Origin of the sequence: Nitrospirillum guaranorum (assembly GCF_034653275.1) — a bacterium.
Classification (GTDB): Bacteria; Pseudomonadota; Alphaproteobacteria; order Azospirillales; family Azospirillaceae; genus Nitrospirillum.
This window is the reverse complement of record NZ_JAYEES010000001.1, coordinates 159,758-182,582: the sequence shown is the minus strand read 5'-3', so window position 1 is coordinate 182,582 and position 22,825 is coordinate 159,758. Positions and strand designations below refer to the sequence as shown.

The 22,825-nt window shown below is 68.8% G+C and carries 19 protein-coding genes and 1 riboswitch; of the genes, 10 read left to right on the top strand and 9 right to left on the bottom strand.

Annotated elements, in window-relative coordinates; translation table 11 throughout:
* Positions 1-86 precede the first annotated feature (86 nt).
* The 3 genes from UAJ10_RS00610 (at position 87) to UAJ10_RS00600 (ending at position 2,904) form a co-directional block, all read left to right on the top strand.
* Entirely contained in the window at positions 87-1,517 is a 1,431-nt protein-coding gene (locus UAJ10_RS00610; RefSeq protein WP_322913253.1) for a coniferyl aldehyde dehydrogenase, read from the top strand.
* Positions 1,518-1,570: 53 nt separating this feature from the next.
* Entirely contained in the window at positions 1,571-1,942 is a 372-nt protein-coding gene (locus tag UAJ10_RS00605; protein WP_322913251.1) for a hypothetical protein, read from the top strand.
* Positions 1,943-2,187: 245 nt separating this feature from the next.
* Positions 2,188-2,904 carry a hypothetical protein gene (locus tag UAJ10_RS00600; RefSeq protein ID WP_322913249.1) on the top strand — a complete coding sequence of 239 codons (717 nt, stop codon included), beginning with the start codon at positions 2,188-2,190 and terminating at the stop codon, positions 2,902-2,904.
* A gap of 105 nt (positions 2,905-3,009) precedes the next feature.
* On the opposite strand, the gene UAJ10_RS00595 is transcribed toward UAJ10_RS00600, so the two are convergent.
* From UAJ10_RS00595 to pcaF, 4 genes are all read right to left on the bottom strand, one after another.
* Entirely contained in the window at positions 3,010-4,224 is a 1,215-nt protein-coding gene (locus UAJ10_RS00595; RefSeq protein WP_322913246.1) for a GGDEF domain-containing protein, read from the bottom strand.
* Positions 4,225-4,459: 235 nt separating this feature from the next.
* On the bottom strand, positions 4,460-5,116 hold the full coding sequence (locus UAJ10_RS00590) for a 3-oxoacid CoA-transferase subunit B (RefSeq protein WP_322913244.1): 657 nt from the start codon (positions 5,114-5,116) through the stop codon (positions 4,460-4,462).
* A gap of 17 nt (positions 5,117-5,133) precedes the next feature.
* Positions 5,134-5,817: a 3-oxoacid CoA-transferase subunit A gene (locus tag UAJ10_RS00585; protein ID WP_322913243.1), complete on the bottom strand. Its 684-nt coding sequence runs from the start codon at positions 5,815-5,817 to the stop codon at positions 5,134-5,136.
* A gap of 143 nt (positions 5,818-5,960) precedes the next feature.
* Positions 5,961-7,166, bottom strand: coding sequence for a 3-oxoadipyl-CoA thiolase (gene pcaF, locus UAJ10_RS00580; protein ID WP_322913241.1), 1,206 nt, complete (start codon positions 7,164-7,166; stop codon positions 5,961-5,963).
* Positions 7,167-7,420: 254 nt separating this feature from the next.
* Here pcaF and UAJ10_RS00575 point away from each other — a divergent pair, with 254 nt between their 5' ends.
* Together UAJ10_RS00575 and UAJ10_RS00570 are read left to right on the top strand one after the other, a co-directional pair.
* Positions 7,421-8,185, top strand: coding sequence for an IclR family transcriptional regulator domain-containing protein (locus tag UAJ10_RS00575; RefSeq protein ID WP_322913239.1), 765 nt, complete (start codon positions 7,421-7,423; stop codon positions 8,183-8,185).
* Positions 8,186-8,260: 75 nt separating this feature from the next.
* A complete protein-coding gene (locus tag UAJ10_RS00570; protein WP_322913237.1) occupies positions 8,261-9,484 on the top strand; it encodes a phytanoyl-CoA dioxygenase family protein in 1,224 nt (407 codons plus the stop codon).
* A 47-nt stretch (positions 9,485-9,531) separates the two neighbouring features.
* Here UAJ10_RS00570 and UAJ10_RS00565 read toward each other — a convergent pair whose 3' ends face one another.
* On the bottom strand, positions 9,532-11,760 hold the full coding sequence (locus tag UAJ10_RS00565) for a helicase-related protein (protein WP_322913235.1): 2,229 nt from the start codon (positions 11,758-11,760) through the stop codon (positions 9,532-9,534).
* 89 nt (positions 11,761-11,849) lie between these two features.
* Positions 11,850-12,617 (bottom strand): substrate-binding periplasmic protein, encoded by a 768-nt coding sequence (locus UAJ10_RS00560; RefSeq protein ID WP_322913233.1) that lies wholly within the window; start codon positions 12,615-12,617, stop codon positions 11,850-11,852.
* 153 nt (positions 12,618-12,770) lie between these two features.
* On the opposite strand from UAJ10_RS00560, the gene UAJ10_RS00555 reads away from it, so the two are divergent.
* Positions 12,771-13,031: a hypothetical protein gene (locus tag UAJ10_RS00555; RefSeq protein WP_322913231.1), complete on the top strand. Its 261-nt coding sequence runs from the start codon at positions 12,771-12,773 to the stop codon at positions 13,029-13,031.
* Positions 13,032-13,134: 103 nt separating this feature from the next.
* Here UAJ10_RS00555 and UAJ10_RS00550 read toward each other — a convergent pair whose 3' ends face one another.
* The 3 genes from UAJ10_RS00550 to UAJ10_RS00540 all read right to left on the bottom strand — a co-directional run bounded on the left by UAJ10_RS00550 (position 13,135) and on the right by UAJ10_RS00540 (position 18,972).
* Entirely contained in the window at positions 13,135-14,295 is a 1,161-nt protein-coding gene (locus UAJ10_RS00550; protein ID WP_322913229.1) for an efflux RND transporter periplasmic adaptor subunit, read from the bottom strand.
* Between the two features lie 19 nt (positions 14,296-14,314).
* Entirely contained in the window at positions 14,315-17,530 is a 3,216-nt protein-coding gene (locus UAJ10_RS00545; RefSeq protein WP_322913227.1) for an efflux RND transporter permease subunit, read from the bottom strand.
* 227 nt (positions 17,531-17,757) lie between these two features.
* Complete coding sequence (locus UAJ10_RS00540) at positions 17,758-18,972, bottom strand: glycosyltransferase 87 family protein (protein WP_322913225.1); 1,215 nt, start codon at positions 18,970-18,972, stop codon at positions 17,758-17,760.
* Positions 18,973-19,120: 148 nt separating this feature from the next.
* Positions 19,121-19,356, top strand: a riboswitch (cobalamin riboswitch).
* A 161-nt stretch (positions 19,357-19,517) separates the two neighbouring features.
* Between UAJ10_RS00540 and cobU the strand changes: the two genes are divergently transcribed.
* Genes cobU through bluB form a run of 4 tightly spaced genes read left to right on the top strand, consistent with a single transcriptional unit; the run spans position 19,518 to position 22,824 of the window.
* On the top strand, positions 19,518-20,042 hold the full coding sequence (gene cobU / locus UAJ10_RS00535) for a bifunctional adenosylcobinamide kinase/adenosylcobinamide-phosphate guanylyltransferase (protein ID WP_322913223.1): 525 nt from the start codon (positions 19,518-19,520) through the stop codon (positions 20,040-20,042).
* 18 nt (positions 20,043-20,060) lie between these two features.
* Positions 20,061-20,681: a cob(I)yrinic acid a,c-diamide adenosyltransferase gene (gene cobO, locus UAJ10_RS00530; protein WP_322913221.1), complete on the top strand. Its 621-nt coding sequence runs from the start codon at positions 20,061-20,063 to the stop codon at positions 20,679-20,681.
* On the top strand, positions 20,681-22,174 hold the full coding sequence (locus tag UAJ10_RS00525) for a cobyric acid synthase (RefSeq protein WP_322913219.1): 1,494 nt from the start codon (positions 20,681-20,683) through the stop codon (positions 22,172-22,174). Before cobO ends, UAJ10_RS00525 begins: the two co-directional genes overlap by 1 nt.
* The gene (gene bluB / locus UAJ10_RS00520) at positions 22,171-22,824 is read left to right on the top strand and encodes a 5,6-dimethylbenzimidazole synthase (RefSeq protein WP_322913218.1); all 654 of its coding nucleotides are present in this window, start codon (positions 22,171-22,173) and stop codon (positions 22,822-22,824) included. Before UAJ10_RS00525 ends, bluB begins: the two co-directional genes overlap by 4 nt.
* Position 22,825 lies beyond the last annotated feature (1 nt).

Here is a 22,825-nt window from a genome sequence, read left to right as displayed (position 1 = left end):
CTTGGCTGTCCTCGATTTCCAGTCCGCTGACGCTCCCCGGAAATCTCCGTGGCCGGCGGTGGCCGGCCTGTAAGAGCTTGGCTTAGATGGAGAAGGTGATGATGGCGGTGGAGCAGGTGGGCGACGACTTGGCGGTGGTGTCCCAGGCCTTCGACCGGCTGCGGGCGGCGGCGCGGCAGGATGCGTTTCCCCCGGCTGACCGGCGGCGGGGTTGGCTGACGGCCCTGGAACGGGCCCTGGTCCGCCGCCAGGACGCGCTGGTCCAGGCGGTGGATGCCGACTTCGGCGGCCGGCTGGCGCATGAGACGCTGTTCGCAGAGATCTTCGTGTCGCTGGAAGGCCTGCGCCATGCCCGCCGCCACCTGGCCGGCTGGATGAAGCCCCGCCGTCGGTCGGTGCCCCTGACCCTAGGGCCCGGCCGCGCCTGGGTACAGCCGCAGCCGGTGGGCGTGGTCGGGGTCATCGCCCCCTGGAACTATCCCTTGTTCCTGGCACTGGGGCCGCTGACCGGGGCGCTGGCCGCCGGCAACCGCGTGCTGCTGAAACCCTCCGAACTCACTCCCCGCACCACGACGCTGATCGCGGACATCGTGGCGGAGGCGGTGCCCGGCGACGTGGCCGCCGTCGTTTCCGGCGGGCCGGAGGTGGGGGCCCACTTCGGCCGCCTGCCCTTCGACCATATCCTGTTCACCGGGTCCACGCGCGTGGGGCGGATGGTGATGAAGGCGGCGGCGGAGAATCTGACACCCGTCACCCTGGAACTGGGCGGCAAGTCGCCGGCCCTGGTGCTGCCCGACGCCGACCTGGCGTCGGCCGCCACCGACATCGCCTATGGCAAGTTCACCAACGCCGGCCAGACCTGCGTGGCGCCCGACTATGCCCTGGTGCCCCGTTCCCGGGTGCAGGACTTCGTGACGGCCCTGGCCCAGGCCGTGCCCGGCTATTTCCCGGCGGACGGCGGCGCCAGCGCCATGTCCGCCATCTTCGGCGGGGCGGGCCGCGCCCGCATGGCGGCGCTGGTGGCGGAGGCCAGGGGCCGGGGGGCAGAGGTGCGGGAACTGGGCCCGCCCGTGCCGGGCCTGGACATCGGCCCCGCCGTGGTGCTGGACCCACCCGAGGACATCACCCTGCAGCGGGAGGAGATTTTCGGCCCCGTGCTGCCCATCGTACCCTATGACGATGTCGGCCAGGCGCTGGACTATGTGCGCGACCGGCCCCGGCCACTGGCCTTCTACCTGTTCGGCCGCGACCGCGCCCTCATCGACCGGGCGCTGAAGACCACGGCGGCCGGCGGCGTGGTGGTCAACGACACCCTGATCCACGTGGCGGTGGAGGACCTGCCCTTCGGCGGCATCGGCCCCAGCGGCATGGGCCGCTATCACGGCCGCGACGGCTTCGACACCTTCAGCCACCTTAAGGCGGTGTTCGACCGCAAGGGCCCCCGCCTGGACCGCCTGGCCCGCCCGCCGCTGAAGCCCCTGCACCGCTGGCTGACCAAGCTGTTGATCGGGGGCTAGGGCGCTGGCGTCAGCGGCACCCGCATCCTATCTTCAGGGGCATGCTGAAAAGGGTGCCCCAAATCCGCGCGCGTCTCGCCTTCGCCGTTTTGGCCTTGCTGCCGCCCGCCGCCGCCCGCGCGGACGTGTGGGACTATGCGCGCTCCGCCGGGCCCATCATCGGCCAGGCCAAGGCTTGCGGTGTGGCGGCGGCGCGGACGGACCATGTTTCCGACCAGGTGCGGGATCTCCTGGACCTCACGGCGCCCAACGCGGACGAGCGGCGCAAGGTGGGGGAGATGTTCGATTTCCTGGTGAACACGGCCGTCACCATGCAAACCCAAGCGCCCAACCGTGACGAGTGCCCCGAGGCGCTGGTCACCTTCGCCGACCTGGAGCGGCGCCTGCCCCTGTGGCGAGAGATGCTGCCGCCGCGCAAACCCTGACCCAATAATTCTCCCCGACAATTCTCGGGCGGTCGTCGCTTGCAAGGATGCGATGCATTCCTGCAATCGCGTGTGGCCAATTTAACCCTGATCGATCAAACGGTTGTCTTCGGATAACCGGGCGCGTTTTTTTTGATAAAAACGCGACGGACTCCGGATCCACTTGCGTGCAACGCGCGGCGGGGGGTCTCAACGGGGCCGATCCCCCGGTATTTCCCATCAGACCCCGACGACGGAGAGTGTTCATGTCGATCTCTTCTGTGTCGTCGTCTACCAGCGCTGCGTATACGACGAGCACCAGCAGCACGGCTCAGTCCGCGAAGTCGACCATCAAGGACGACTTCAAGGCCTTGAGCGACGCGCTGTCCTCCGGTGACCTGGATACGGCCAAGTCGGCCTATGACACCCTGAGCAAGGATTTGCAGGCCAACGCGCCCGCCAATTCCTCGTCCTCTTCCTCCAGCGGCGGCAATCCGCTGAAGGACGCCTTGGACAAGGTGGGCAGCGCGTTGCAGAACGGCGATGTGTCGGGGGCGCAGAGCGCCTTCGCCGACATCAAGTCCCACGGGGGCGACCGCCATGGTCCGCCGCCGGGCGCGCCTCCGGGCGGCGATGCCGGTGGTCCAGGCGGCCAGGGTGGGGGCAACGGCCAGGCGTCGGCCGTGCGTTCCGCCTTTTCAGGCCTGTCGGACGCCTTGTCCTCCGGCGACCTGTCCAGCGCCCAGTCGGCCTACAGCAGCCTGACCCAGCTTCTGGGCGGCAGCTCGGCCGACAGCACGGATGGCAGCGGCACCTCCTCGTCGACCGGCGGCACCGCCAGCGACAGCGGCAACCCGCTGAAAAGCCTGCTCAGCCAGATCGGCAGTTCGCTCACCAGCGGCGACGTGTCGTCGGCGGCCAGCCTGCTGTCCTCCTTCACCCAGCAGACGGGGGCGGGGCAGTCGGTGAACGTGACGGCTTGATGGATGGCCTGATGTACGGATCAGGGGTGGCGAACCGCCCCGATCACGCCTGAACCGGTGGGCGCCGGGGCCGTGGCAACGGCCTCGACCTCCCGTACACGGACGTCAGGCGCCCCAGCCCGGCTGGGCCAGGGGCAGGGCCGCCTCCAGTATGCCGGGGCCCACGCTCAGCGTTTCCGTGCGGTTGCGGCCCGTTTCCTTGGCGCGGTACAGCGCCTGGTCCGCCGCTGTCACCAGATCCTCCCACACATGGCCATCGGGGCCCAGCGTGGCGATGCCGATGCTGACGGTGCAGCGCACCGCCCCCTGCGGCCGGTCCAGACTGATGGCCGCCACCTGCTGGCGCACCCGTTCCGCCACCGACCAGGCGTCCTCCAGCCCGGTTTCGGGCAGCAGGGCCAAGAACTCCTCCCCACCCACGCGGGCCAGGATGTCGCTGCGCCGCAGCTCCCGCGCCAGGCAGTCGGCCACGGCGACCAGCAGGGCGTCGCCGGTGCCGTGGCCCCAGCGGTCGTTCACCACCTTGAAATGGTCGATGTCGATCATCAGCAGCGACAGCGCCCGGTGGTGGCGCAGGGCGCGCGACACTTCCATCTCCCCGGCCGCCCACATCACCCGACGGTTGGCCACGCCGGTCAGGGGGTCCTGCCGCGCCTGCTGCATCAATTCGGAATCCAGGCGCCGGCTGATCATCCACAGATAGCCGTTGGTGACGGTGGTGGTGACGCAGATGATCACCAGGCGGGTCGCCACCTTCATGGCGTGGGGTTCCTGGGCCGTGTCCTGCCAGTCGATCACCAGGGCCCAGCCGGCGCGGGCCAAGGCCAGCAGCGCCCACGCGGCGTAGAGGGCGGCGGTGACGGTGGTGGCCGGGCGCAGCTCCCGCTCCGCATGGCGCACCAGATGCCAGGCCATGGCGGCGGACAGGGCGGCGAAGAACAGGCTGCTGGCCAGGATGCGGCCCCGGCTTTCCGGCGCCCCCACGGTGAACCACAGGAACATCGCCGCCAGCAGCACGCCGACCGCCAGCATGGGCCAGGCATCGTGCGCCGGTCGGCCCAGGAAGCGGACCACGCCAATATAGGCCAGGCCATAGCCGGTGAAGATCAAGAAGTGGCTGGACAGCAGGGTCAGCCAGGGCGGTAGCCAGTCCAGCTGGTTGGTCAGGGCCAGGCCGGCGGCCTGGGCGAAGCCGGATGCCGCCCAATAGGTCAGGCCCGCCTGGCGGGGCAGGGACAGGGCCGCCATCGACAGGCACAGCGCCGCCACGGTCTGCAGCAGCGTGTTGACGACCAGCAGGCTGGGGATGTCCAGGTCCACCGACGCACCTTCCCACCTGGGGACGGTCCCGGCCAATACCGGGGCCTAAGCATGCCCCAAGAATACGAAAGGTTCGTTCCACCTACAATGGTACGAACATACCGCCAGGCCAAATCTTCCGGTTAGGTCAATAGCTTAAGGGTCGGGTGGTTCATATGTGGTTTACGCCGTTTCCCGCCCCGACCATACCACCTGGGGTGCGGCCGGCCCTCTCCGGCACCGGCTGCCCGTTGGCTCACGCCGCCGTCAGTGTCAGGCCGGACAGGGCTTGCAGCGCCTCCAGGCTCAGGCCCTGGCACAGCTCACGCACGACGAAGCCGTCGGTCGTCACGTCCAGCACCGCCAGGTCGGTGTAGACACGGGTAACGCAGCCCAGGCCGGTCAGGGGGTAGGTGCAGCGGTGCACCAGCTTGGACTGCCCGTCCTTGGTCAGGTGCTCCATCATCACGAAGACCTGGCGGGCGCCCACGGCCAGGTCCATGGCGCCCCCCACGGCCGGGATGGCGCCGGGTTTGCCGGTGGACCAGTTGGCGATGTCGCCATTCTCCGCCACCTGGAAGGCGCCCAGGATGGCGATGTCCAGGTGCCCGCCGCGCATCATGGCGAAGGACAGGCTGTGGTCGAAGAAGGCGCCGCCATCCAGCAGGGTCACCGGCTGCTTGCCGGCGTTGATCAGATCCAGATCCACGGCGTCGGCGGCGGGCTTGGGCCCCATGCCCAGGATGCCGTTCTCGCTGTGCAGCAGGATTTCCTTGTTGGGCGACAGGTGGTTGGCCACCAGCTCGGGCATGCCGATGCCGATGTTGACCACCGCGCCATCCTCGATGTCGTTGGCGATGCGGGCGGCCATCTGGTCACGGGTCCACGCGACATGGCTTGGGGTCTGGGTCATGATCAGGCTCCTTGACCTCAGGCGGCGGCGCGGGCGGATTTGCCCACGGCCACCACGCGGCTGACGAATATCCCGGGCAGGACGATGGCTTCCGGATCCAGCATGCCCAGTTCCACGATCTCCTCCACCTGCGCCACCGAGACCTTGGCGGCCGACGCCATGATGGGGCCGAAGTTGCGGGCGGTCTTGCGGAAGACCATGTTGCCCCAGCGGTCGGCCAGCCGGCCCTTGATCAGGGCCACGTCGGCGTGGATGGGGTATTCCAGGACATAGCCGCGCCCGTCGATCACCCGGCTTTCCTTGCCCTCGGCCAGTGGTGTGCCATAGCCCGTGGGGGTGAAGAAGCCGCCGATGCCGGCGCCGGCGGCGCGGATGCGCTCCACCAGGTTGCCCTGGGGCACCAGCTCCAGCTCCACCTTGCCGGCGCGGTACAACTCGTCAAAGACGAAGCTGTCGGTCTGGCGGGGGAAGGAACAGATGACCTTGCGCACCCGCCCCGCCGCCAGCAGGGCCGCCAGGCCGGTGGTGCCGTTGCCGGCGTTGTTGCTGACGATTGTCAGATCCTTCGCGCCCTGTTCGATCAGGGCGTCCACCAGCTCCATGGGCATGCCGGCGTTGCCGAAGCCACCCACCATGACGGTGGCGCCATCAGGCACGTCGCTGAGCGCCTCCAGGGCGGAAGTACGAACTTTGGATAACATCGGTTCTTATTCCTCAAACGCCGGCGGGGCATCCGCCCTTTGGCTTGTCCTCGGTTTCCGGTCCGCTATGCTCCCCCGAAACCTGCGGCCGCCCCGGTCGGGGCCTAGTCGCTACGCTCCGGTGTGCTTAGGGCTTGGGGTGATCAAACCCGTTCGATGACGCTGGCGATGCCCTGGCCCACGCCGATGCACATGGTGCACAGGGCGCGCTTGGCGTCGGATCCTGCCAGCTCATGGGCGGCGGTGGCGACCAGGCGGGCGCCGGACATGCCCAGGGGATGGCCCAGAGCGATGGCGCCGCCGTTGGGGTTCACCCGCGCGTCGTCGTCGGCGATGCCCAACTGGCGCAGCACGGCCAGGCCCTGGCTGGCGAAGGCCTCGTTCAGCTCGACCACGTCGATGTCGCTGACGGTCAGGCCCAGGCGGGCCAGCAGCTTCTGCGTCGCCGGCGCCGGGCCGATGCCCATGACGCGCGGGGGCACGCCGGCGGTGGCGGCGCCGACGAAGCGGGCCAGGGGCGTCAGGCCGTACCTGCGCACGCCCTCGGCCGAGGCCAGCAGCAGGGCGGCCGCCCCGTCGTTCACGCCCGACGCGTTGCCGGCGGTCACCGTGCCCTCGGGCTTCACCACGCCCTTCAGCTTGGCCAGCGCCGCCAGCGTGGTGTCGGGGCGCGGGTGCTCATCCACGCTGACGACCTTGGGGTCGCCCTTGCGCTGGGGGATGGTGACGGGGACGATCTCGCGCTCGAACCGTCCACGGGCCTGGGCGGCGGCGGCCTTCTGCTGGCTGGCGATGGCGAAGGCGTCCTGGTCGGCACGGGAAATGCCGAAGTCCTCGGCCACGTTCTCGCCCGTCTCCGGCATGCTATCGACGCCGTAGGCCGCCTTCATCGCCTTGTTGACGAAGCGCCAGCCGATGGTGGTGTCGAAAATCTCCGCCTTGCGGGAAAAGGCGTCCTCCGCCTTGCCCATGACGAAGGGCGCGCGCGACATGCTTTCGACCCCGCCGGCGATCATCAGGTCCGCCTCGCCCAGCGCCACCTGGCGGGCGGCCATGGCCACCGCGTCCATGCCCGACCCGCACAGCCGGTTGACGGTGGTGCCACCCAGGCCGACCGGCAGGCCCGCCAGCAGCAGCGCCATGCGGGCCACGTTGCGGTTGTCCTCACCCGCCTGGTTGGCGCAGCCGAGGACGACGTCGCCCACCGCCTCCCAATCCACCTTGGCGTTCCGCTCGATCAGCGCGCGTAGCGGCACGGCCGCCAGATCGTCGGCGCGCATCGACGAAAGGGCGCCGCCATAGCGCCCGATGGGCGTCCGGATCGCGTCGCAGATGAAGACTTCGGTCATGGAACACGCACTCCTTCGTCATCGCGGAGGAAGGGGCCTGGCTGGCGTCCGGACGGCGGTCACGCTGTCGGCGATCGCGCGGGGCCTGCTCGGCTGTCCCTCCCCGGGGAAGTCGCAGCCCGCATTTTTAAGCTGGCCGCATCTTTTTGTTCGTCTAGCGTACAAATGTCCGTATAATGAACATTAGAGTGAACCTCCCGCCCCGGCCTGTCAACGGCCGTGGGCGCGACTTCCTGCATGGGTGGGGACAGGGCATGAGCGACGCGGACGGTGAGACGAGTGACGAGGGTGGGGAGTTCGTGCGGGCACTGGCGCGCGGCCTGGCGGTGATCGAGGCGTTCGGCGCCACCCACACGCCCATGACCCTGTCGCAGGTGGCCAAGCGCGCCGATGTCACCCGCGCCACCGCGCGGCGCCTGCTGCACACTCTGTGCGCCCTGGGCTACGTCGCGTTTGATGGCAAGCTGTTCAGCCTGCGGCCCAAGGTGCTGAACCTGGGCCTGGCCTATCTGTCATCCCTCACCCTGACGGGTGTCGCCCAGCCCTTCATGCAGGAACTGGTGGGGCGGGTGCAGGAGTCCTGTTCCATCTCCGTGCTGGACGGCACGGACATCGTCTACGTCGTGCGCGTGCCCATGAAGCGCATCATGTCCATCGAGATCAGCATCGGTACCCGCCTGCCTGCCGCCCGCACCTCCATGGGCCGGGTCCTGCTGTCGGCCCTGCCGGATGCCGATCTGGACGCCGTCCTGGCCGCCACGCCCGACATCAAGGCGGACGCGGTCAAGGCCGCCGTGCGCCAGGCGGACCGCCAGGGCTGGGCCCTGGTGAACCAGGAGTTGGAGGAGGGCCTGCGTTCCATCGCGGTGCCCATCCGCGGCCGGGGCGGGGCGATCATCGCCGCCATGAACGTCAGCACCCACGCCTCGCGCGTGACGGAGGCGCAATTGGAGGGGGAGTTCCTATCTGCGTTGAGGGAGACGGCGGAGGGCATTTCAAGAGCTCTCCTTTTCGGTTGAAAGTGTCCCGATTTTCTTCGACAAATGAGAAGTATTGGCCCAATTGCCTATGTCTTTATAATTCGGAAGGCATAAATGTCCCCCGTTTCCCATTCGATCTCCCCTTGGGTTGTCACCAACCGGCCCCCGGCCACGCCCGCATATGGTCTGCTGCGTTTCGCATCGACCCTGCATTGTGCCGAACCCATAGACGAGATCTGGGTGGAACTGAACTTTGGCGGCGTCACGCAGCGTTTCGCCGCCACCGACATCGCCACCCGTGTGGGCGAGTCGGCGTGGGAATTGGCTGTGCTGGCCAACAGCCACCTTGTGCCCAACGGCGTGGTCAACCTCAGTGTCACCACTGGCGCCGCGACGGGGCTTTCCGCAGAGATGCCGGGCCTGGAACTGCTGGTCAGCAATGAAGGCGCTCTGGCGGACAGCGTGCGGGGCGATTTGGTGGCGCACGGTTCGCCTGTCCTGATCGCCGGCCATGTCGACAGCGCCATGTACCCCTTCGACCACGGGCAGTCGGTCGCCTGGTTTAATAAGCCGGACGCGATCGCGGCGGCGGCCGATGTGCCGCTGAGCGTGGAACCGGCGGCGGACCCCGAGACGGCAATTCAGCATTTGATCCGCTGGGGCTTCACCATCCTTCATGAAACGGTTCCAACGGAAACCGTTACGGCGTTCAACAACGCGGTGGAAGCGGCGTTGCTCAGCGGCCGCTTATTGCATCGGCCCGGTTCCAGCGAGCGCATCCACGATGCCCACCGCTTGCCCGAAGGCCGTGAAATTTGGCTGTTTCCGCCGGTGCTGGACTTCCTGAAGCGGTGGTTCCGGGATGATGCCTGTGCCTGCCAGACCCTGCTGTACGTGAACGGCAGCCAGCAGGATGCGCACCAGGACACCATCCATCTGACCCCTTACCCCGCCGGTTACATGTGCGGCGTATGGGTGGCGCTGGAGGATGTGCGACCGGACTCAGGTGAGCTTTTCGTCTACCCCGGCAGCCATCGGACGCCGCGCCTGCTGGCGGGACCGCTGGGCTTGGCCAAGGTCACCACCGATTATTCCAGCTACGTTGTGTTTGGGGACGAGATCAACCGCCTGCTTAACGCCGGTGGGTTCGAGCGCCTGGTTTATCGGCCCAAGGCCGGCCAAATCCTGGTCTGGCATGAGAACCTGGTTCACGGCGGTGGCATACGGGTGAATCCTGAAATCACCCGCCGCAGCATCGTTAGCCACTACTACGCTCGTGGCGGCGTTGGTTTCTATGACAGCCGCGGCGAAGCCGCCTATTTGGAAACGCTGGACTGATGGTTGCGGGGGCGGCCACGGCCGCCCTTTCGCTTTCACGTCACTGATTATTTCCGCTTGGGCCCGTAGCGCTTGCGGGGCGCCCCGCGGAAGCCGGGCTTGGGCTTGTTGGGCCCCTCGCCGGCCGCCCGCGCCCTGCTGCGCATGGCCAGCACCTGGGCCAGGCGCTCGGCCACGGCGGCGCGGCGTTCGGTGACGGCGTCGCGATCAGGGAAGTAGCTGGGGAATTTGCGGGTCGCCCAGTAATACAGGTCGCAAATGCGCGACTGCGCCTCCAGCCCCAGGTCGTCCAGGCTGTCGATGCGCTTGCCGGCCACGCTGTCCAGCGGCAGGGGCTGTTCCCGCTCCAGGGCGCGGCAGATGCCGTAGACCAGGTCGGCGTCAGTCTCGCGGTCCAGGTCGGCCGGCATGAACAGCAGGGTCAGGCGCCGGTCGAAATCCAGGCGGCGGGCGTCCAGGGCCACGGCCATCTTGCGCACCGGCGCCAGATCGGCCAGGGCGTACGGCGATCCCTTGGTGTCGGCGGCGGCGAAGCAGTCGACCAGGGGAACCAGGCGGTCGGTGCCGACGTAGGTGGCCAGGCGTTCCATCATGGCGCGGGTGGGCCGCAGGGTCAGGGACATGGCGGCGTGGACCTTCTCGTCCGCCGCCTTGTACATATGGCGCAGGGCGTTGGGGCTGCCGCGCCCGACCACGCCGTATTCCCCCACCTCGAACTTGCCGTAGCGTCCGGCGCGGCCGGCGATCTGCCGCACCTCCGACCCCGACAGGGGCCGCACCTCGTGCCCGTCGAATTTCTCCAGGCTGGTGAACAGCACGCGGCGCACCGGCAGGTTCAGCCCCATGCCGATGGCATCCGTCGCCACCACCACGTCGGCCTCGCCGGTGGTGAAGCGCTCCGCCTCCCGCCGGCGTACCTCAGGCGCCAAGGCACCGTAGATCACGGCGGCGCTCAGGCCCTTGGCGCGGATGGTTTCGCGCACGGAATGAACCTCGCGCCGGGAAAAGGCGATCAATGCGTCGCCGGCCTGCACGTCGCTCCACTCCAGCCGGCGGTCGATCAGCTTCAGCGGTGTCTTGCGCTCCAGCTCCACCACCTCCAGCGGTTCGCCCAGGTACTGGGCCATGCGCTCCACCACCGGGCGGATGTCGGGGGAGCCCAGCAGGTACACCGTTTCCGCCGGCACGCCCACCAGGGCGGCGGACCATGCCCAGCCGCGCTCCGCGTCCGCCAGCATCTGGACCTCGTCGATGACGGCCACGTCCAGGCGACTCTCCGGATCCAGCATCTCGACGGTGGAGGCGGTGATGCGTGCACCGGGCACGCGGATCTCCTCCTCCCCCGTCACCAGGTTGGCGGCCACGCCTTCCTTGTTCAGGCGGTCCATGATCTCCAGCGCCAGCAGGCGCAAGGGCGCCAGGTAGGCGCCGCTGCGGGCGTCCTTCAGCGCCTGCATGGCGCGGTGGGTCTTGCCCGAATTGGTCGGTCCCACCACCAGCACCAGGCGGCGCGGCATGCTGCGCGCCAGGGGGAACAGGTCCTCATAACGCTTCAGGTCGAAGTGGCTGTCGACGAAGCTGCGGCCACGGGCATGGATGCGGTCTTGCGCCCAGGCGGCCACCTCCCGTTCCCACCGCCGCAGCACCGACGGCGCGTCCGTCAGGTGGTGGGTGGCCCGCCACAGGCGGTCGCGGATCTCGGCCAGGGCCTCGGCGTCGCTGGCGACCTCGGCCTCGATCTCGGCCAGGCGGCGGGCCAGGCCGCCTTCGGCGTCGCGCTTGCGCCCGTTCAGCTTGCCGTCGGTGCTGACCAAATCGACCAGGGCCGCGCCCTCCAGGTCCGACAGATCACCGACGGAGAAGGTGCGGTCCACGGTCAGGCGATAGGGATGAGCGAAGCTGGGCAGCCGCACCTCCAGCCGCTGGCTGACGCGCACGCGGTCGGGAACGATGGCGGGAGTGATCTCGAACCCCGCCTCCCGCAAGGGCGGGCGGGCGGCGGCCAGCAGGGCGGGACGCGCCACGGCCTCGGACGCGCGGCGCTGGATGGTGGCCAGCAGCTCTTCGCGCCGCGCCTCCTCCACCCAAACCTGTTCCTTGTCGGGGAAAACCAGGGGCAGGGGCACCAGCCCCATGGCCGCCGCCTGGCGGGGCCGCACCAGGCCCAGCTGGGCCAGGGTGGCGCAGCCTTCCTCCGTCGTGGCGACGGCCAGCAGCAGGTCGGGGTCCCAGCTGTGGGATTCGGTGTCGGGGACGGAGGGGGTGTCGGGCGTCATCGCAGCGGGAAAGACCGGAAAGAAAAGGAAGTTCCGCCTTTATGGGCCGCCTGGCCGCCGCCGTCCACCCGTCTTGGGCGCGCGCCGGTTCACTGCCCGCCGGCCAGCACCCGGTCGAAGGCGGCGATCAGGTCATCACCCACGGTCTGCGCGCACATGATGCGCCCGGCACCCACGGCGGACAGTTCAGGGAAGTGGACGGCGACGATCTCCGTCGGGTCGACGCCGGCCGAGATGGCGGCCGCCTTGGCGTCTTCCGAACCGGACACGATGCTGTAATCCACATGTCCGGACGCGATCATCTTCACCAGGTCCGACGGCGTGCCGCGAATGGGACGAACATGGCTGGCCTCTTCGGCCGTCATGGCGTCTATGACCGGCCCCTTGGACGCGCCCAGCATGCTGCCGTAGACACGGGCCTTGTCGCGCAGCAAGGCCTGGATCGAGGGATAGGCCTTGATCCAGTCCGCATTCTTCTTGGTGATCACCACCCAGTCGATCTGCGGGAAGATGGGATCGGTGAACTTGAAATGCGCCTCGCGGTCCGGTGTCTTGATGACGTTGGGGGTGCAGGCAGCCCGGCCGTCCTGCAGGTCCGCGAGAATGCGGTTGCGGGGGATGGGCCCAAGCCAGCTGATTTCATATCCGGCCTTGGCGGCCAATGCCTCCACCCGCGCGGCGATCGGGCCGCGCACGGCCCCGCCATCCGAAACGCCCTGCAGAAAGGGGCCGACGTCAGGATATAGGAACTGAATAACCGGTTTGTCGCTGGACTGATCCACGGCGCTGGACAGGCCAGTACCACTCGCGATAACGCTTAAGAACAAGCTGCCAATTAAACTCGCGGTGGCGCCCACGGGTCAGGCCCCCAATCGACGGAAAAGAGCGATAGGATGGGTCATTTCTGCCTACCCGCCAAGAGACGTTATTGCCCACCGGCAATAATAATATTGCCCGCGACTGCGTCGCCACTTTCCTAATAACTCAAATCTTAACGGATTAACAACGGCTTGCCGTTTCAGGACCTGAAAACTGTCCTGATGGTAGAGGGGCTAAAAACTGGCCCGGTGTTTGCTTTCCCCATTTTTGCCTGCCATCGGGATTGTCCCGACCGGCGCTTTGATGGGGGAAAATCCATGTCTTTCAAGAAGATCGTTATGGCGTGCCTGGTTCTGGTCGGCGTTGGCGTCTATGCCACCAGCCACATGACGGCTGAGCGCAAGGTCGCCATGGCCAGCCCGATTGAGTGCCAAGGCTGCGAGCCCTGGTAAGGCCCATCCTCACGCTTGTACCAGGCGCCGGCCGTCCGGCGCGAAAAGAAAACGGCCGCTTCCGGGGGGAGCGGCCGTTTGTCTTCCCGATCACGCGGGGCCCTTACTTCGCGGTGCCGTCCTTGGGCGCGTCTTCCGCCACGGTCACGGCGTCGCCATCGTTCAGCATCGTGTTGGGGTTCAGCACGACGCGGTCCTTGTCGCTGACGCCACCCACCACCTCGACCGTGGTGTTGAACTCACGACCCAGGGTCACAGGGTGGAAACGCACCTTGCCCTCGCCATCGACGATGGCGACGCGCTTGCCTTCCGGCCGGGTGACGATGGTGTTCACCGGCAGGGCCAGCACCTGGGCGCCCGCCTGGGGGAAGTGGGCGTTGCCGCGCATGCCGGCGGGCAGGGTCAGGTCGGGGTTGGGCAGGTCGGCCTCGACCCGCATGGTGCCGCTGGTGCTGTCCACCGCGTGGGAGATGCGCACCACCTTGGCCGGGAAGCTGCGGCCGGGAAACTCCACGAAGCTGGCGTCCACCGCGGCGCCCACGGTCACGGCGGGCACCTGGCCCTGGGGCACGTCGATGACCAGGCGCAGGTGGTCCTGGCGCGACACCTGGTACAGGGCCTTGCCGCTGCTGGCGTCGGCCACCACCAGGTCGCCCTGTTCCACCAGGCGCTGGGTGATGATGCCGTCGATGGCCGTGGTCACCGTCTTGTAGGCGGTCAGCTGCTCCAGCCGCTTCACGTTGGCGATGGCGGCCTCCAGGTCGGCCTGGGCGGCGTTCAAGGCGGACTCGCGGGTATCATAGGTCTCGCGCGTCACCCAGCCGTCGCCCAGCAGGGACTTGGACCGGCTGTAGTTGGACTTGGCCAGGGCCAAGTTGGCCTCCGCCTGATGCTGCGACGCGCGGGCCTGCATCAGCTGCTGGTCCTGGTCGGGCGCTTCGATGATGGCCAGCGTCTGGCCGGCCTTCACCACGTCGCCGATGTCCACCAGGCGCTTCCCGATGTAGCCGGAGACGCGGGCGTAGACCGTGTATTCCGTCAGGGCCTGGGTCTGGGCCGGCAGCAACAGGCCGTCGGACGACTTCACCGGCTTGGGCGTGGTGGTCTTCACCTGCAGCGGCGCCTGCGGCCGGGTTTCCGGCGGCGCCTTGGTGCCGCTGGCCAGGTGCGGGGCCGACACCAGGCCGATGGCGACCAAGGCCACGACGGCGGTGCCCAGCATCCAGGACCGGCGGCGAACGGTGGTCTTAGGGGCGGTGCTCATGATCATCAGACTCCTAAAATCACTCGGCGGCCGAGCCGGCGGGAACGGTGGTGGTGGCAAGCACGGCATGGCGCCGGCGATGCAGCAGGACGTACAATGCTGGAACGGCCAGCAGGGTCATGGGCGTGGAAAACAGCAGGCCGCCCATCACCGCGCGGGCCAAGGGGGCGTTCTGCTCGCCACCCTCGCTCAGCGCCAGGGCCATGGGGATCATACCCAGCACCATGGCCAGCGCCGTCATCATGACGGGACGCAGGCGGGCGCCGCCGGCCTCCGCCATGGCGTCCAGGGGCGTCAGGCCCTGTTCACGCCGCTGGTTGGCGAAGGACACCATCAGCACACTGTTGGCGGTGGCCACGCCGATGACCATGATCATACCCATCAGGGCCGGTTCGCTGAAGGTGGTGCCGGTCAGCAGCAGCATGACGGCGCCGCCCAGGATGGCGGCCGGGGTGGCCCCCAGCACGATCAGCGGGTCCAGCCACGACTGGAAGTTGACCACCATCAGCATGTAGACGAAGACCACGGCCAGGGCCATGCCGGCGGCGATGTCGCCGTAGGCCTGTTCCATGGTCTTGATCTGGCCGCCCATCTCGATGCGGTTGCCGGGCTTCAGCTGCGGGCGCACGGCGTCGATGGCCGCCTTGATGTCGCGGCCGACCGCCCCCAGGTCACGGCCCGAGACGTTGGCGATGACGTCATAGCGCGGGGCGAAGGAGGTGCGGCTGATGTCCGCGGCCACCTTGCTGGGCACCAGCTTGGCCACGTTGCGCAGCAGCACCGGCGTCGTCACCCGGGTGGAATGGATGGGTGTGTTCAGCAGATCCTCGGCCGAGGCCATCAGGCGCTGCGGCGACTGCACCACCACCGGGTAGATGACCAGCGAGTTGGTGTCCATCCAGTAGCTGGGATTGACCACGCCCGAGGACGCCAGCGACACCAGCACCTCTTGCGCCACGTCGTTCTGGGTCAGGCCCAGCTCGGCGGCGCGGGCCCGGTCCACCTCGATGCGGTAGGCCGGCGTGGACGTGACCTGGCGCAGCGTGACGTCCACCAGGCCGGGGATGTTCTTGAAGCGCTGGCGCAGGTCTTCCGCGATCAGGGCGTTGGGCCCGCGGGCCGTGCCGATGATGCGGATGTCGATGGGGGTGGGCACGGCGCCGTTCAGGATCTGGCTTGTGATGTCGCCGGGCTTCTGGAAGATCTCCACCCCCGGGTAATCCTTGGCCACCATGGCGCGGATCTGCTCGACATACTCATGGGTGGGCCGCGACCGCTTCTCGGTCAGGGCGCCCAGGATTTCACCGTCGGCGGAGCTGACGGTGACGCTGTCGGTTAGGCCCAGGTTCACGGGGTCCGGCAGGCCGATGTTGTCGATGATCAGGCCCAGTTCCTCTGGCGGGATGATCTTGCGGATGGACCGCTCGATGGCGCCGAATTGCCGCGACGCCTCCTCCAGCCGGGTGCCGGCGGGGGTGCGGACGTGCAGGCGGAACTGGCCGGCGTCGACCTCGGGGAAGAAGTTGGTGCCGACGAAGGGGATGGTGGCGGCGGCGCAGACCAGCAGCACCACGGCGAAACCGGTTACCATCCACGGCCGCGACAGGCCGCCGCCCAGCACCCGCAGGTACCGCTGGCGCAGGCCCTCGAAGCCGCGCTCGAACCCGGCATGGAAGCGCGCCCAGGCGCCGGCCACGCCGGTCGGGGGTATCACGTGACCAGGATGGCCGTCCTCGCCATGGCCATGGCCGCGCAGTTCCGCCGGCAGCAGCCAGGCGGCCATGGCCGGCACCAGGGTACGCGACAGCACGTAGCTCATCAGCATGGAGGAGATGACGGCCAGCGCCAGGGGCGAGAACAGGTACTTGGCGATGCCGTGCAGGAAGAAGATGGGCACGAACACGATGCAGATGCACAGGGTCGAAACCAGGGCCGGGAAGGCCACCTCGTCCGAGCCCTCCAGGATGGCCTGGCGCAGCGGCTTGCCCATGCCGATGTGGCGGTGGATGTTCTCGATGGCCACGGTGCCGTCGTCCACCAGGATGCCGATGGCCAGCGCCAGGCCGCCCAGGGTCATCACGTTCAGGGTGTGGCCGGCCATGGACAGCACGGCCACGGCCGTCAGGATGGAGAGCGGGATGGAGGTCAGCACGATGGCCGTGCTGCGCCAGCCGCCCAGGAACAGCAGGATCAGGATGGCCACCAGCGCGCCCACGATCAGGCCCTCGTGCTGGATGCCTTCCATGGCGTGCTTGATGAAGGTGGTCTGGTCGAACAGCGGCTGGATGCGCATGCCCTCCGGCGCCGCCTTGCGGATCTCCGGCAGGCGGCGCATGACCTCGTCCACCACCGCCAGGGTGCTGGCGCCGCCCAGCTTCATGATGGTCAGCAGCACGGCGGGCTGGCCGTCGGCGTGCACCACGTTGGTCTGCACCGCGGCGCCGTCGCGGACATTGGCCACGTCGCGCATGAACACGGTGCGGCCGTTCACGTCGCGCAAGGGGATGTCGTTGAAGGTGTCGACGGCGATGGGCGAGCTGTTCAGGCCCACCTGGTATTCGGTGTCGCCGATCTTGGCGGTACCGGACGGCAGGTTCAGGTTCTGCGCGGTGATGGCCTTGTTGACGTCGTTGGGGGTCAGGCCGTAGCTGCGCAGCTTGTCCGGGTCGATGTCGACCATAATCTGGCGCGCGTTGCCGCCATAGGGCAGGGGCAGGCGCATGCCGGGAATGTCACTGATCTGCGACCGGATGGTGATGCGGCCGTAGTCGTACAGCTGCGCCTCCGACATGGTGTCGGACGACAGCGCCAGCTGCAGGATGGGCACGGAGGACCGGCTGTACTGCACGATCAGCGGCGGCTGCGTGCCCGTGGGCATGCGCTTCAGGATGGTCTGGCAGATGGCGGAGATCTGGGAGATGGCCAGGTCGATGTTCACGCCGGGCTGGAAGGTGGTGCGGATGATGCCCACGCCGTTGGACGTCTCGGACTCCACCTCCGCCACGTTGTCGGCGGTGTTGATGATGGCCAGCTCACCGAAGGCGGTGATCTTGCCGGTCATTTCCTGCGCGTCCAGGCCCGAGTAGCTCCACACCACGGTGACCGTGGGGATCTCCACCTCGGGGAAGATGTCCGTGGGCATCTTGAACAGGCTTAGCACGCCCAGCAGCGTGATCAGGCCGGCCAGCACGGCGAAACTATAGGGGCGCCTCAGGGCGTAGGCGACGATCCACATGGGGACGGGGCTCCGGCAATGCGATGCGGAAAAATGCAACGCTACGCCCAGGGGCCGAGGTCGCCCCCCGCCCGGCACAGCCCAAAACAATTAACGCGCTTGATGGTTCAGGGGAACCTACTTCGATACGCAACGGTTCGAATTTAGGCATGCCGCGACCAATCGCCGCCAAATCGGAAAACTGTGGCCTGCGTCACTGCGCCGTTGGCGAAGGGAATGTAAGGCGATCAGCCTTGGATGGCCAGGCTCTCCCCCGCTGTATCCCGGGCGGCGTCCTGACCCCCTGCGACGGGGCGGTCGGGCAGGGAAGGTACCCAGCGCACCACCACGTACAGGCCGAATCCGCAGGCCAGCAACGGCTTGAACCACGTGGCGGTGGCCAGATGCAGGCCCCGTGTCCAAACGTGCGTGGTCAGCGCGAAGCACAACAGCACCAGCACCCAGCCCAGCGCGCGATTGCGACGGACATGAAATTCCCAGCCCGCCAGGGCGCCGGCGACCAGCGCCATGTCGCCGAAATGGCCCAGGACCGTGCGTGGGTTGAACAACAGCAGATAGGTGACCATCAGCGCCGCCACGGTGGCGGCGGCCTTGGGGGCCGGCAGGCGGCTGACGGTGCCGCGCGCCAGGATCAGCACGGCGACGCCGGCCAGGGCGCGGATGGCGGTCTGCGCCATCAGATCCAGCGGCAGGCCCAAGGTGGCCAGGCCATTGGCGAAATCGTGCCAGACACCGCCGCCGGGGTTGGCGCTGCTCATGGTCTTGCGCACAAGCTGGCCGTATTCCCCCAGGGCGTAGCCGGGGTCCCAGTGCGCCAGGGGCAGGGCCAGCGCCGCCGCCAGCCATAGCGCCAGGGACAGGCGCAGGCGGGGCCACAGGGCGAAGGCCAGCATGACCAGGGCCAGGGCCTGGGGCTTGAACGCGCCGGCCAGCACCAGCAGGAAGGCGGCACGGCGCCACCGGCCTTCCGCCACGTCGGCCAGGCCGGCCAGCATCAGGCCCAGCATCAGGAATTCCGTCTGGGCGCCGCGCAGATCCACCACCCCAATGGGCAGTGCCGCCAGCAGGGCGACGCCGAACAGCCGTTGCCAATCCACGCCCCGGCCATCCGCCGGCGCCAGCAGGCGGCACAGCCGCCCCACGCCCCACCAGCACACCGCCAGCAGGCTCAGGCGCCACAGGGCATCCCCCAACAGCGGCGGAAGATAGGCCCACGGAGTGAACAGCACGGCGCTGGACGGCAGGTAGAGGAAGCCGTTGATGCCGTCCTCGTAAATCTCCGCACCCTGCCACCAGGCCCAGGTGGCCTCGGCGTAGATGTGGAATTCAGAAACGAACCGTCCACTAATCACCTGCGCCTCGATCGCCACCAGGGCGATGGCCCAGAGGGCGAGGCCGAACACCAGTGGGCGCGGCAGGGGAAGAAGCGGCGGGCGGACCATGCTGCGGAACAACCTATCTCATAGGTAATAGGCTCTATGGTCTATGCCTAACACCTTTGCGCTCAAGGTCAAGCCCTAAGGCCTGGCCGTTGCATATTTATGATAAAATGCCGCGATGCCGCCCTTGCCCGGCGCGAACGATTGCCGTAAGGCTGCCGTCGCCGACGGTTCCACAGGCACGCCTGTGGATGAAAAGGGAACGTGGTGGGGATGCCCGGCATCCGACTCCACGGCTGCCCCCGCAACTGTGAACGGTGAGCGCCGCCCGCCCTCGTACGGGGCCCCGTATGGGGGATGGCCACTGGGTTCCCGATGGAACCTGGGAAGGCCGGGCCGGCGCCCTGACCCGTGAGCCAGGAGACCTGCCGCCGGCGGTATTGCGCAGGGTCGCGGGGGCGGGGTGTCCCGGCGGAACCGGTCAGCGGCGACGCGGGCCCCATGGGCTCGCGGCCCCTCGGTCTCGTCGACAGGCAATCCCCTCCTTCCGGCCGGTCTTGGCCTCTGGTACCACCGCTGCGTGAGACCGGGTGGGATGGAACTGACTGATGACGCATGAGCACATGGCCGTCCCCGGCGTCACCCTGGTCTTGGGCGGCGCCCGCTCCGGCAAAAGCCGCTTCGCCGAGGGGCTGGTGACCGCGCTGCCCGGTCCCTGGACCTATATCGCCACCGCCCAGGCCTGGGATGACGAGATGCGCGACCGCATCGGCCGGCACCAGGCTGACCGCGTGCCCGGTTGGACGACGGTGGAGGCGCCGCTGGATCTGGCCGACGCGCTGGCCGCCGGCGGCGATGGGCCGGTCCTGGTCGACTGCCTGACGCTATGGCTGACCAACGTCATGCTGGCCGATCGGGACGTGGCCGCCGCCGTCGCGGGGCTGGAGGCGGCGCTGGCCGCCCGCGTGGGCGCCACCGTCCTGGTGGGGAACGAGGTGGGCATGGGCATCGTGCCGGAAAACGCGCTGGCCCGCGCCTTCCGGGACCATGCCGGCCGCCTGCACCAGCGCCTGGCGGCCACGGCGTCGCAGGTGTTCCTGACGGTGGCGGGCCTGCCCCTGAAAGTGAAATAAGAGCGGAAGGAGGTTGCCATGGCCGATCTTGAGTCCCCGGACGACGAAGCCGCCCGCCATCGCGAGAAGATGCAGAAGCGCAAGGCCGTGCAGGACGCCCGCGTGGCCCAGGCGACGGGGGAGAAGGGCCTGCTGATGGTCCACACCGGCCCCGGCAAGGGCAAGACCACGGCGGCGCTGGGCATGATGCTGCGCACCGCCGGTTATGGCCTGCGGGTGGGATTTATCCAGTTCGTGAAGGGCAACTGGGCGACGGGGGAGCAGACGGCGCTGACGCGCTTTTCCGACCTGATCGATCACCATGTGATGGGCGAGGGCTTCACCTGGGACACCCAGGACAAGGAGCGGGACATCGCCGCCGCCGTCCGCGCCTGGGACCTGGGGCGGCGCATGCTGGCCGACCCGCAGTACCACCTGGTGGTGCTGGACGAGATCAACATCGTGCTGCGCTACGGTTATCTGGACGTGGCCGAGGTGCTGGCCGGGCTGAACGCCCGCCTGCCCGACACCCACGTCCTGGTCACCGGCCGCAACGCCAAGGCCGAGATCATCGAGGCCGCCGACCTGGTGACGGAATTCCAGGCGGTGAAGCACCCCTTCCAGGCCGGTATCAAGGCGCAGCGCGGGATCGACTTCTGATGGCCGACCGCACCGCCGGGGGCGCCCGCGCCCTGATGATCCAGGGCACCGGTTCGGACGTCGGCAAGTCGCTGCTGGTGGCGGCCCTGGCGCGGGCCTACACCAGGCGCGGCCTGCGGGTGCGCCCGTTCAAGCCGCAAAACATGTCCAACAACGCCGCCGTGACGTCGGATGGGGGTGAGATCGGGCGCGCCCAGGCGCTGCAGGCCCGCGCCTGCGGTGTCGCGCCCTCGGTGGACATGAACCCGGTGCTGCTGAAGCCGCAGACCGACGTGGGCGCGCAACTGGTGTTGCGCGGCCGGGTGCTGGGCAATGCCGAAGCCTCATCCTACCAGCGCCGCAAGGGGGAATTGCTGCCGGCCGTGCTGGAAAGCTTCCACCGCCTGCGGGCGGAGTGCGACCTGGTGGTGGTGGAGGGGGCGGGCAGCCCGGCGGAAACCAATCTGCGCGCCGGCGACATCGCCAACATGGGCTTCGCCCGCGCGGCGGGCGTGCCGGTGGTGTTGGCTGGCGACATCGACCGGGGCGGCGTCATCGCCAGCCTGGTGGGCACCCATGGCGTGCTGGACGGGGAGGATCGCGCCCAGATCCGCGGCTTCCTCATCAACAAGTTCCGCGGTGATGTCCGGCTGTTCGAAAAGGGCGTGACGGAGATCGAGGCCCGCACCCGCTGGCCCTGTTTCGGCGTCATGCCGCACCAGGTCGCCGCCGCCCGCCTGCCGGCCGAGGATGGCATGGACTTGGCCCACTGGGCGAAACGCGCCGCCGGCGGGCCCTTGCGCATCGCCGTGCCCATGCTGTCGCGCATCGCCAATTTCGACGACCTCGACCCCCTGCGGCTGGAGCCGGGGGTGACGGTGGCGATGGTGCCCCCCGGCCGGCCCCTGCCGGGCGACGCCCAGGGCGTCATCCTGCCGGGATCCAAGGCCACCCTGGCCGACCTGGCCTTCCTCCGCGCGCAGGGATGGGACATCGACCTGGCGGGCCATGTGCGCCGGGGCGGCTGGGTTCTGGGCCTGTGCGGCGGCTATCAGATGCTGGGCCGGACGGTGGCCGACCCCGACGGCATCGAGGGGCCGCCCGGCACCGCCGCCGGTCTGGGCTACCTGGACGTGGAAACCGTGCTGGCCCCGGCCAAGACCCTGCGGGCGGTGACGGGCCGTGACGCCGCCGGCGGGTCGGCCCTCACGGGCTATGAGATGCACCTGGGCGTGACCCAGGGACCGGACCGTGCCCGCCCCCTGCTGCACCTGGATACCGGGGGCGGCGGGGCGGCGGCGGAAGGGGCGGTCAGCCCGGATGGCCGCATCGCCGGCACCTATGTCCACGGCCTGTTCGGCCATGACGCCCAGCGGGCGGCCTGGTTGCGGCGATGGAACGCCGCTCCTGGCCTCGACAGTTATGATGGCACGGTGGAGGCGGCGCTGGATGAACTGGCCATCGCCGCCGAACGCCACCTGGACCTCGACGCGCTATGGGCCATCAGCCGATGACCGCTCCTGACAAGCCATGCCCCGACTTCGACGCCGACTTTCGGTCCCACTTTCGCGACCTGTTGGTCTGGCGGCGTGATGTGCGGCGCTTCCGCACCGACCCGCTGCCGGATGGCCTGCTGGAACGCCTGTTGGACCTGGCCTGCCTGGCGCCGTCCGTGGGGCTCAGCCAGCCCTGGCGTTTCGTCCGCGTCGACGATCCCGCCCGCCGCGCCGCCGTGCGGGCGGAGTTCGAGCGCTGCAACGCCGAGGCGCTGGCGGCCCAGGCGCAGGATCGCGCCCGCCTCTATGCCAGCCTGAAGCTGGCGGGCCTGCGCGAGGCGCCCTGCCACCTGGCGGTGTTCGTCGACCCCGACCCGGCGCAGGGCGCCGGCCTGGGCCGCCGCACCATGCCCGAGACCCTGGCCTATTCCGCCGTGGCGGCCATCCAGACCCTGTGGCTGGCGGCGCGGGCGGAGGGGATCGGCCTGGGCTGGGTTTCCATCCTGCGGCCGGAGGTGATGAATGGCCTGCTGGCGGTGCCGGCCGCGTGGCGCCTGGTGGGCTATCTCTGCATCGGCTATCCCGCCGAGTCGGACGATGTGCCCGAACTGGAACGCGCCCACTGGGAACAGCGGCATCCAGTGTCCGACGTGCTGTTCCAGCGATGAG

What these genes read in the sequence shown, in the direction of transcription:
- UAJ10_RS00610 (WP_322913253.1), top strand. Translation starts at nt 87, where the DNA reads ATGGAGAAGGTGATGATGGCGGTGGAGCAGGTGGGCGACGACTTGGCG.
- UAJ10_RS00600 (WP_322913249.1), top strand. Translation starts at nt 2,188, where the DNA reads ATGTCGATCTCTTCTGTGTCGTCGTCTACCAGCGCTGCGTATACGACG.
- UAJ10_RS00590 (WP_322913244.1), bottom strand. Translation starts at nt 5,116, where the DNA reads ATGACCCAGACCCCAAGCCATGTCGCGTGGACCCGTGACCAGATGGCC.
- UAJ10_RS00585 (WP_322913243.1), bottom strand. Translation starts at nt 5,817, where the DNA reads ATGTTATCCAAAGTTCGTACTTCCGCCCTGGAGGCGCTCAGCGACGTG.
- pcaF (WP_322913241.1), bottom strand. Translation starts at nt 7,166, where the DNA reads ATGACCGAAGTCTTCATCTGCGACGCGATCCGGACGCCCATCGGGCGC.
- UAJ10_RS00575 (WP_322913239.1), top strand. Translation starts at nt 7,421, where the DNA reads ATGAGCGACGCGGACGGTGAGACGAGTGACGAGGGTGGGGAGTTCGTG.
- UAJ10_RS00570 (WP_322913237.1), top strand. Translation starts at nt 8,261, where the DNA reads ATGTCCCCCGTTTCCCATTCGATCTCCCCTTGGGTTGTCACCAACCGG.
- UAJ10_RS00565 (WP_322913235.1), bottom strand. Translation starts at nt 11,760, where the DNA reads ATGACGCCCGACACCCCCTCCGTCCCCGACACCGAATCCCACAGCTGG.
- UAJ10_RS00550 (WP_322913229.1), bottom strand. Translation starts at nt 14,295, where the DNA reads ATGAGCACCGCCCCTAAGACCACCGTTCGCCGCCGGTCCTGGATGCTG.
- UAJ10_RS00545 (WP_322913227.1), bottom strand. Translation starts at nt 17,530, where the DNA reads ATGTGGATCGTCGCCTACGCCCTGAGGCGCCCCTATAGTTTCGCCGTG.
- UAJ10_RS00540 (WP_322913225.1), bottom strand. Translation starts at nt 18,972, where the DNA reads ATGGTCCGCCCGCCGCTTCTTCCCCTGCCGCGCCCACTGGTGTTCGGC.
- cobU (WP_322913223.1), top strand. Translation starts at nt 19,518, where the DNA reads ATGACGCATGAGCACATGGCCGTCCCCGGCGTCACCCTGGTCTTGGGC.
- cobO (WP_322913221.1), top strand. Translation starts at nt 20,061, where the DNA reads ATGGCCGATCTTGAGTCCCCGGACGACGAAGCCGCCCGCCATCGCGAG.
- UAJ10_RS00525 (WP_322913219.1), top strand. Translation starts at nt 20,681, where the DNA reads ATGGCCGACCGCACCGCCGGGGGCGCCCGCGCCCTGATGATCCAGGGC.
- bluB (WP_322913218.1), top strand. Translation starts at nt 22,171, where the DNA reads ATGACCGCTCCTGACAAGCCATGCCCCGACTTCGACGCCGACTTTCGG.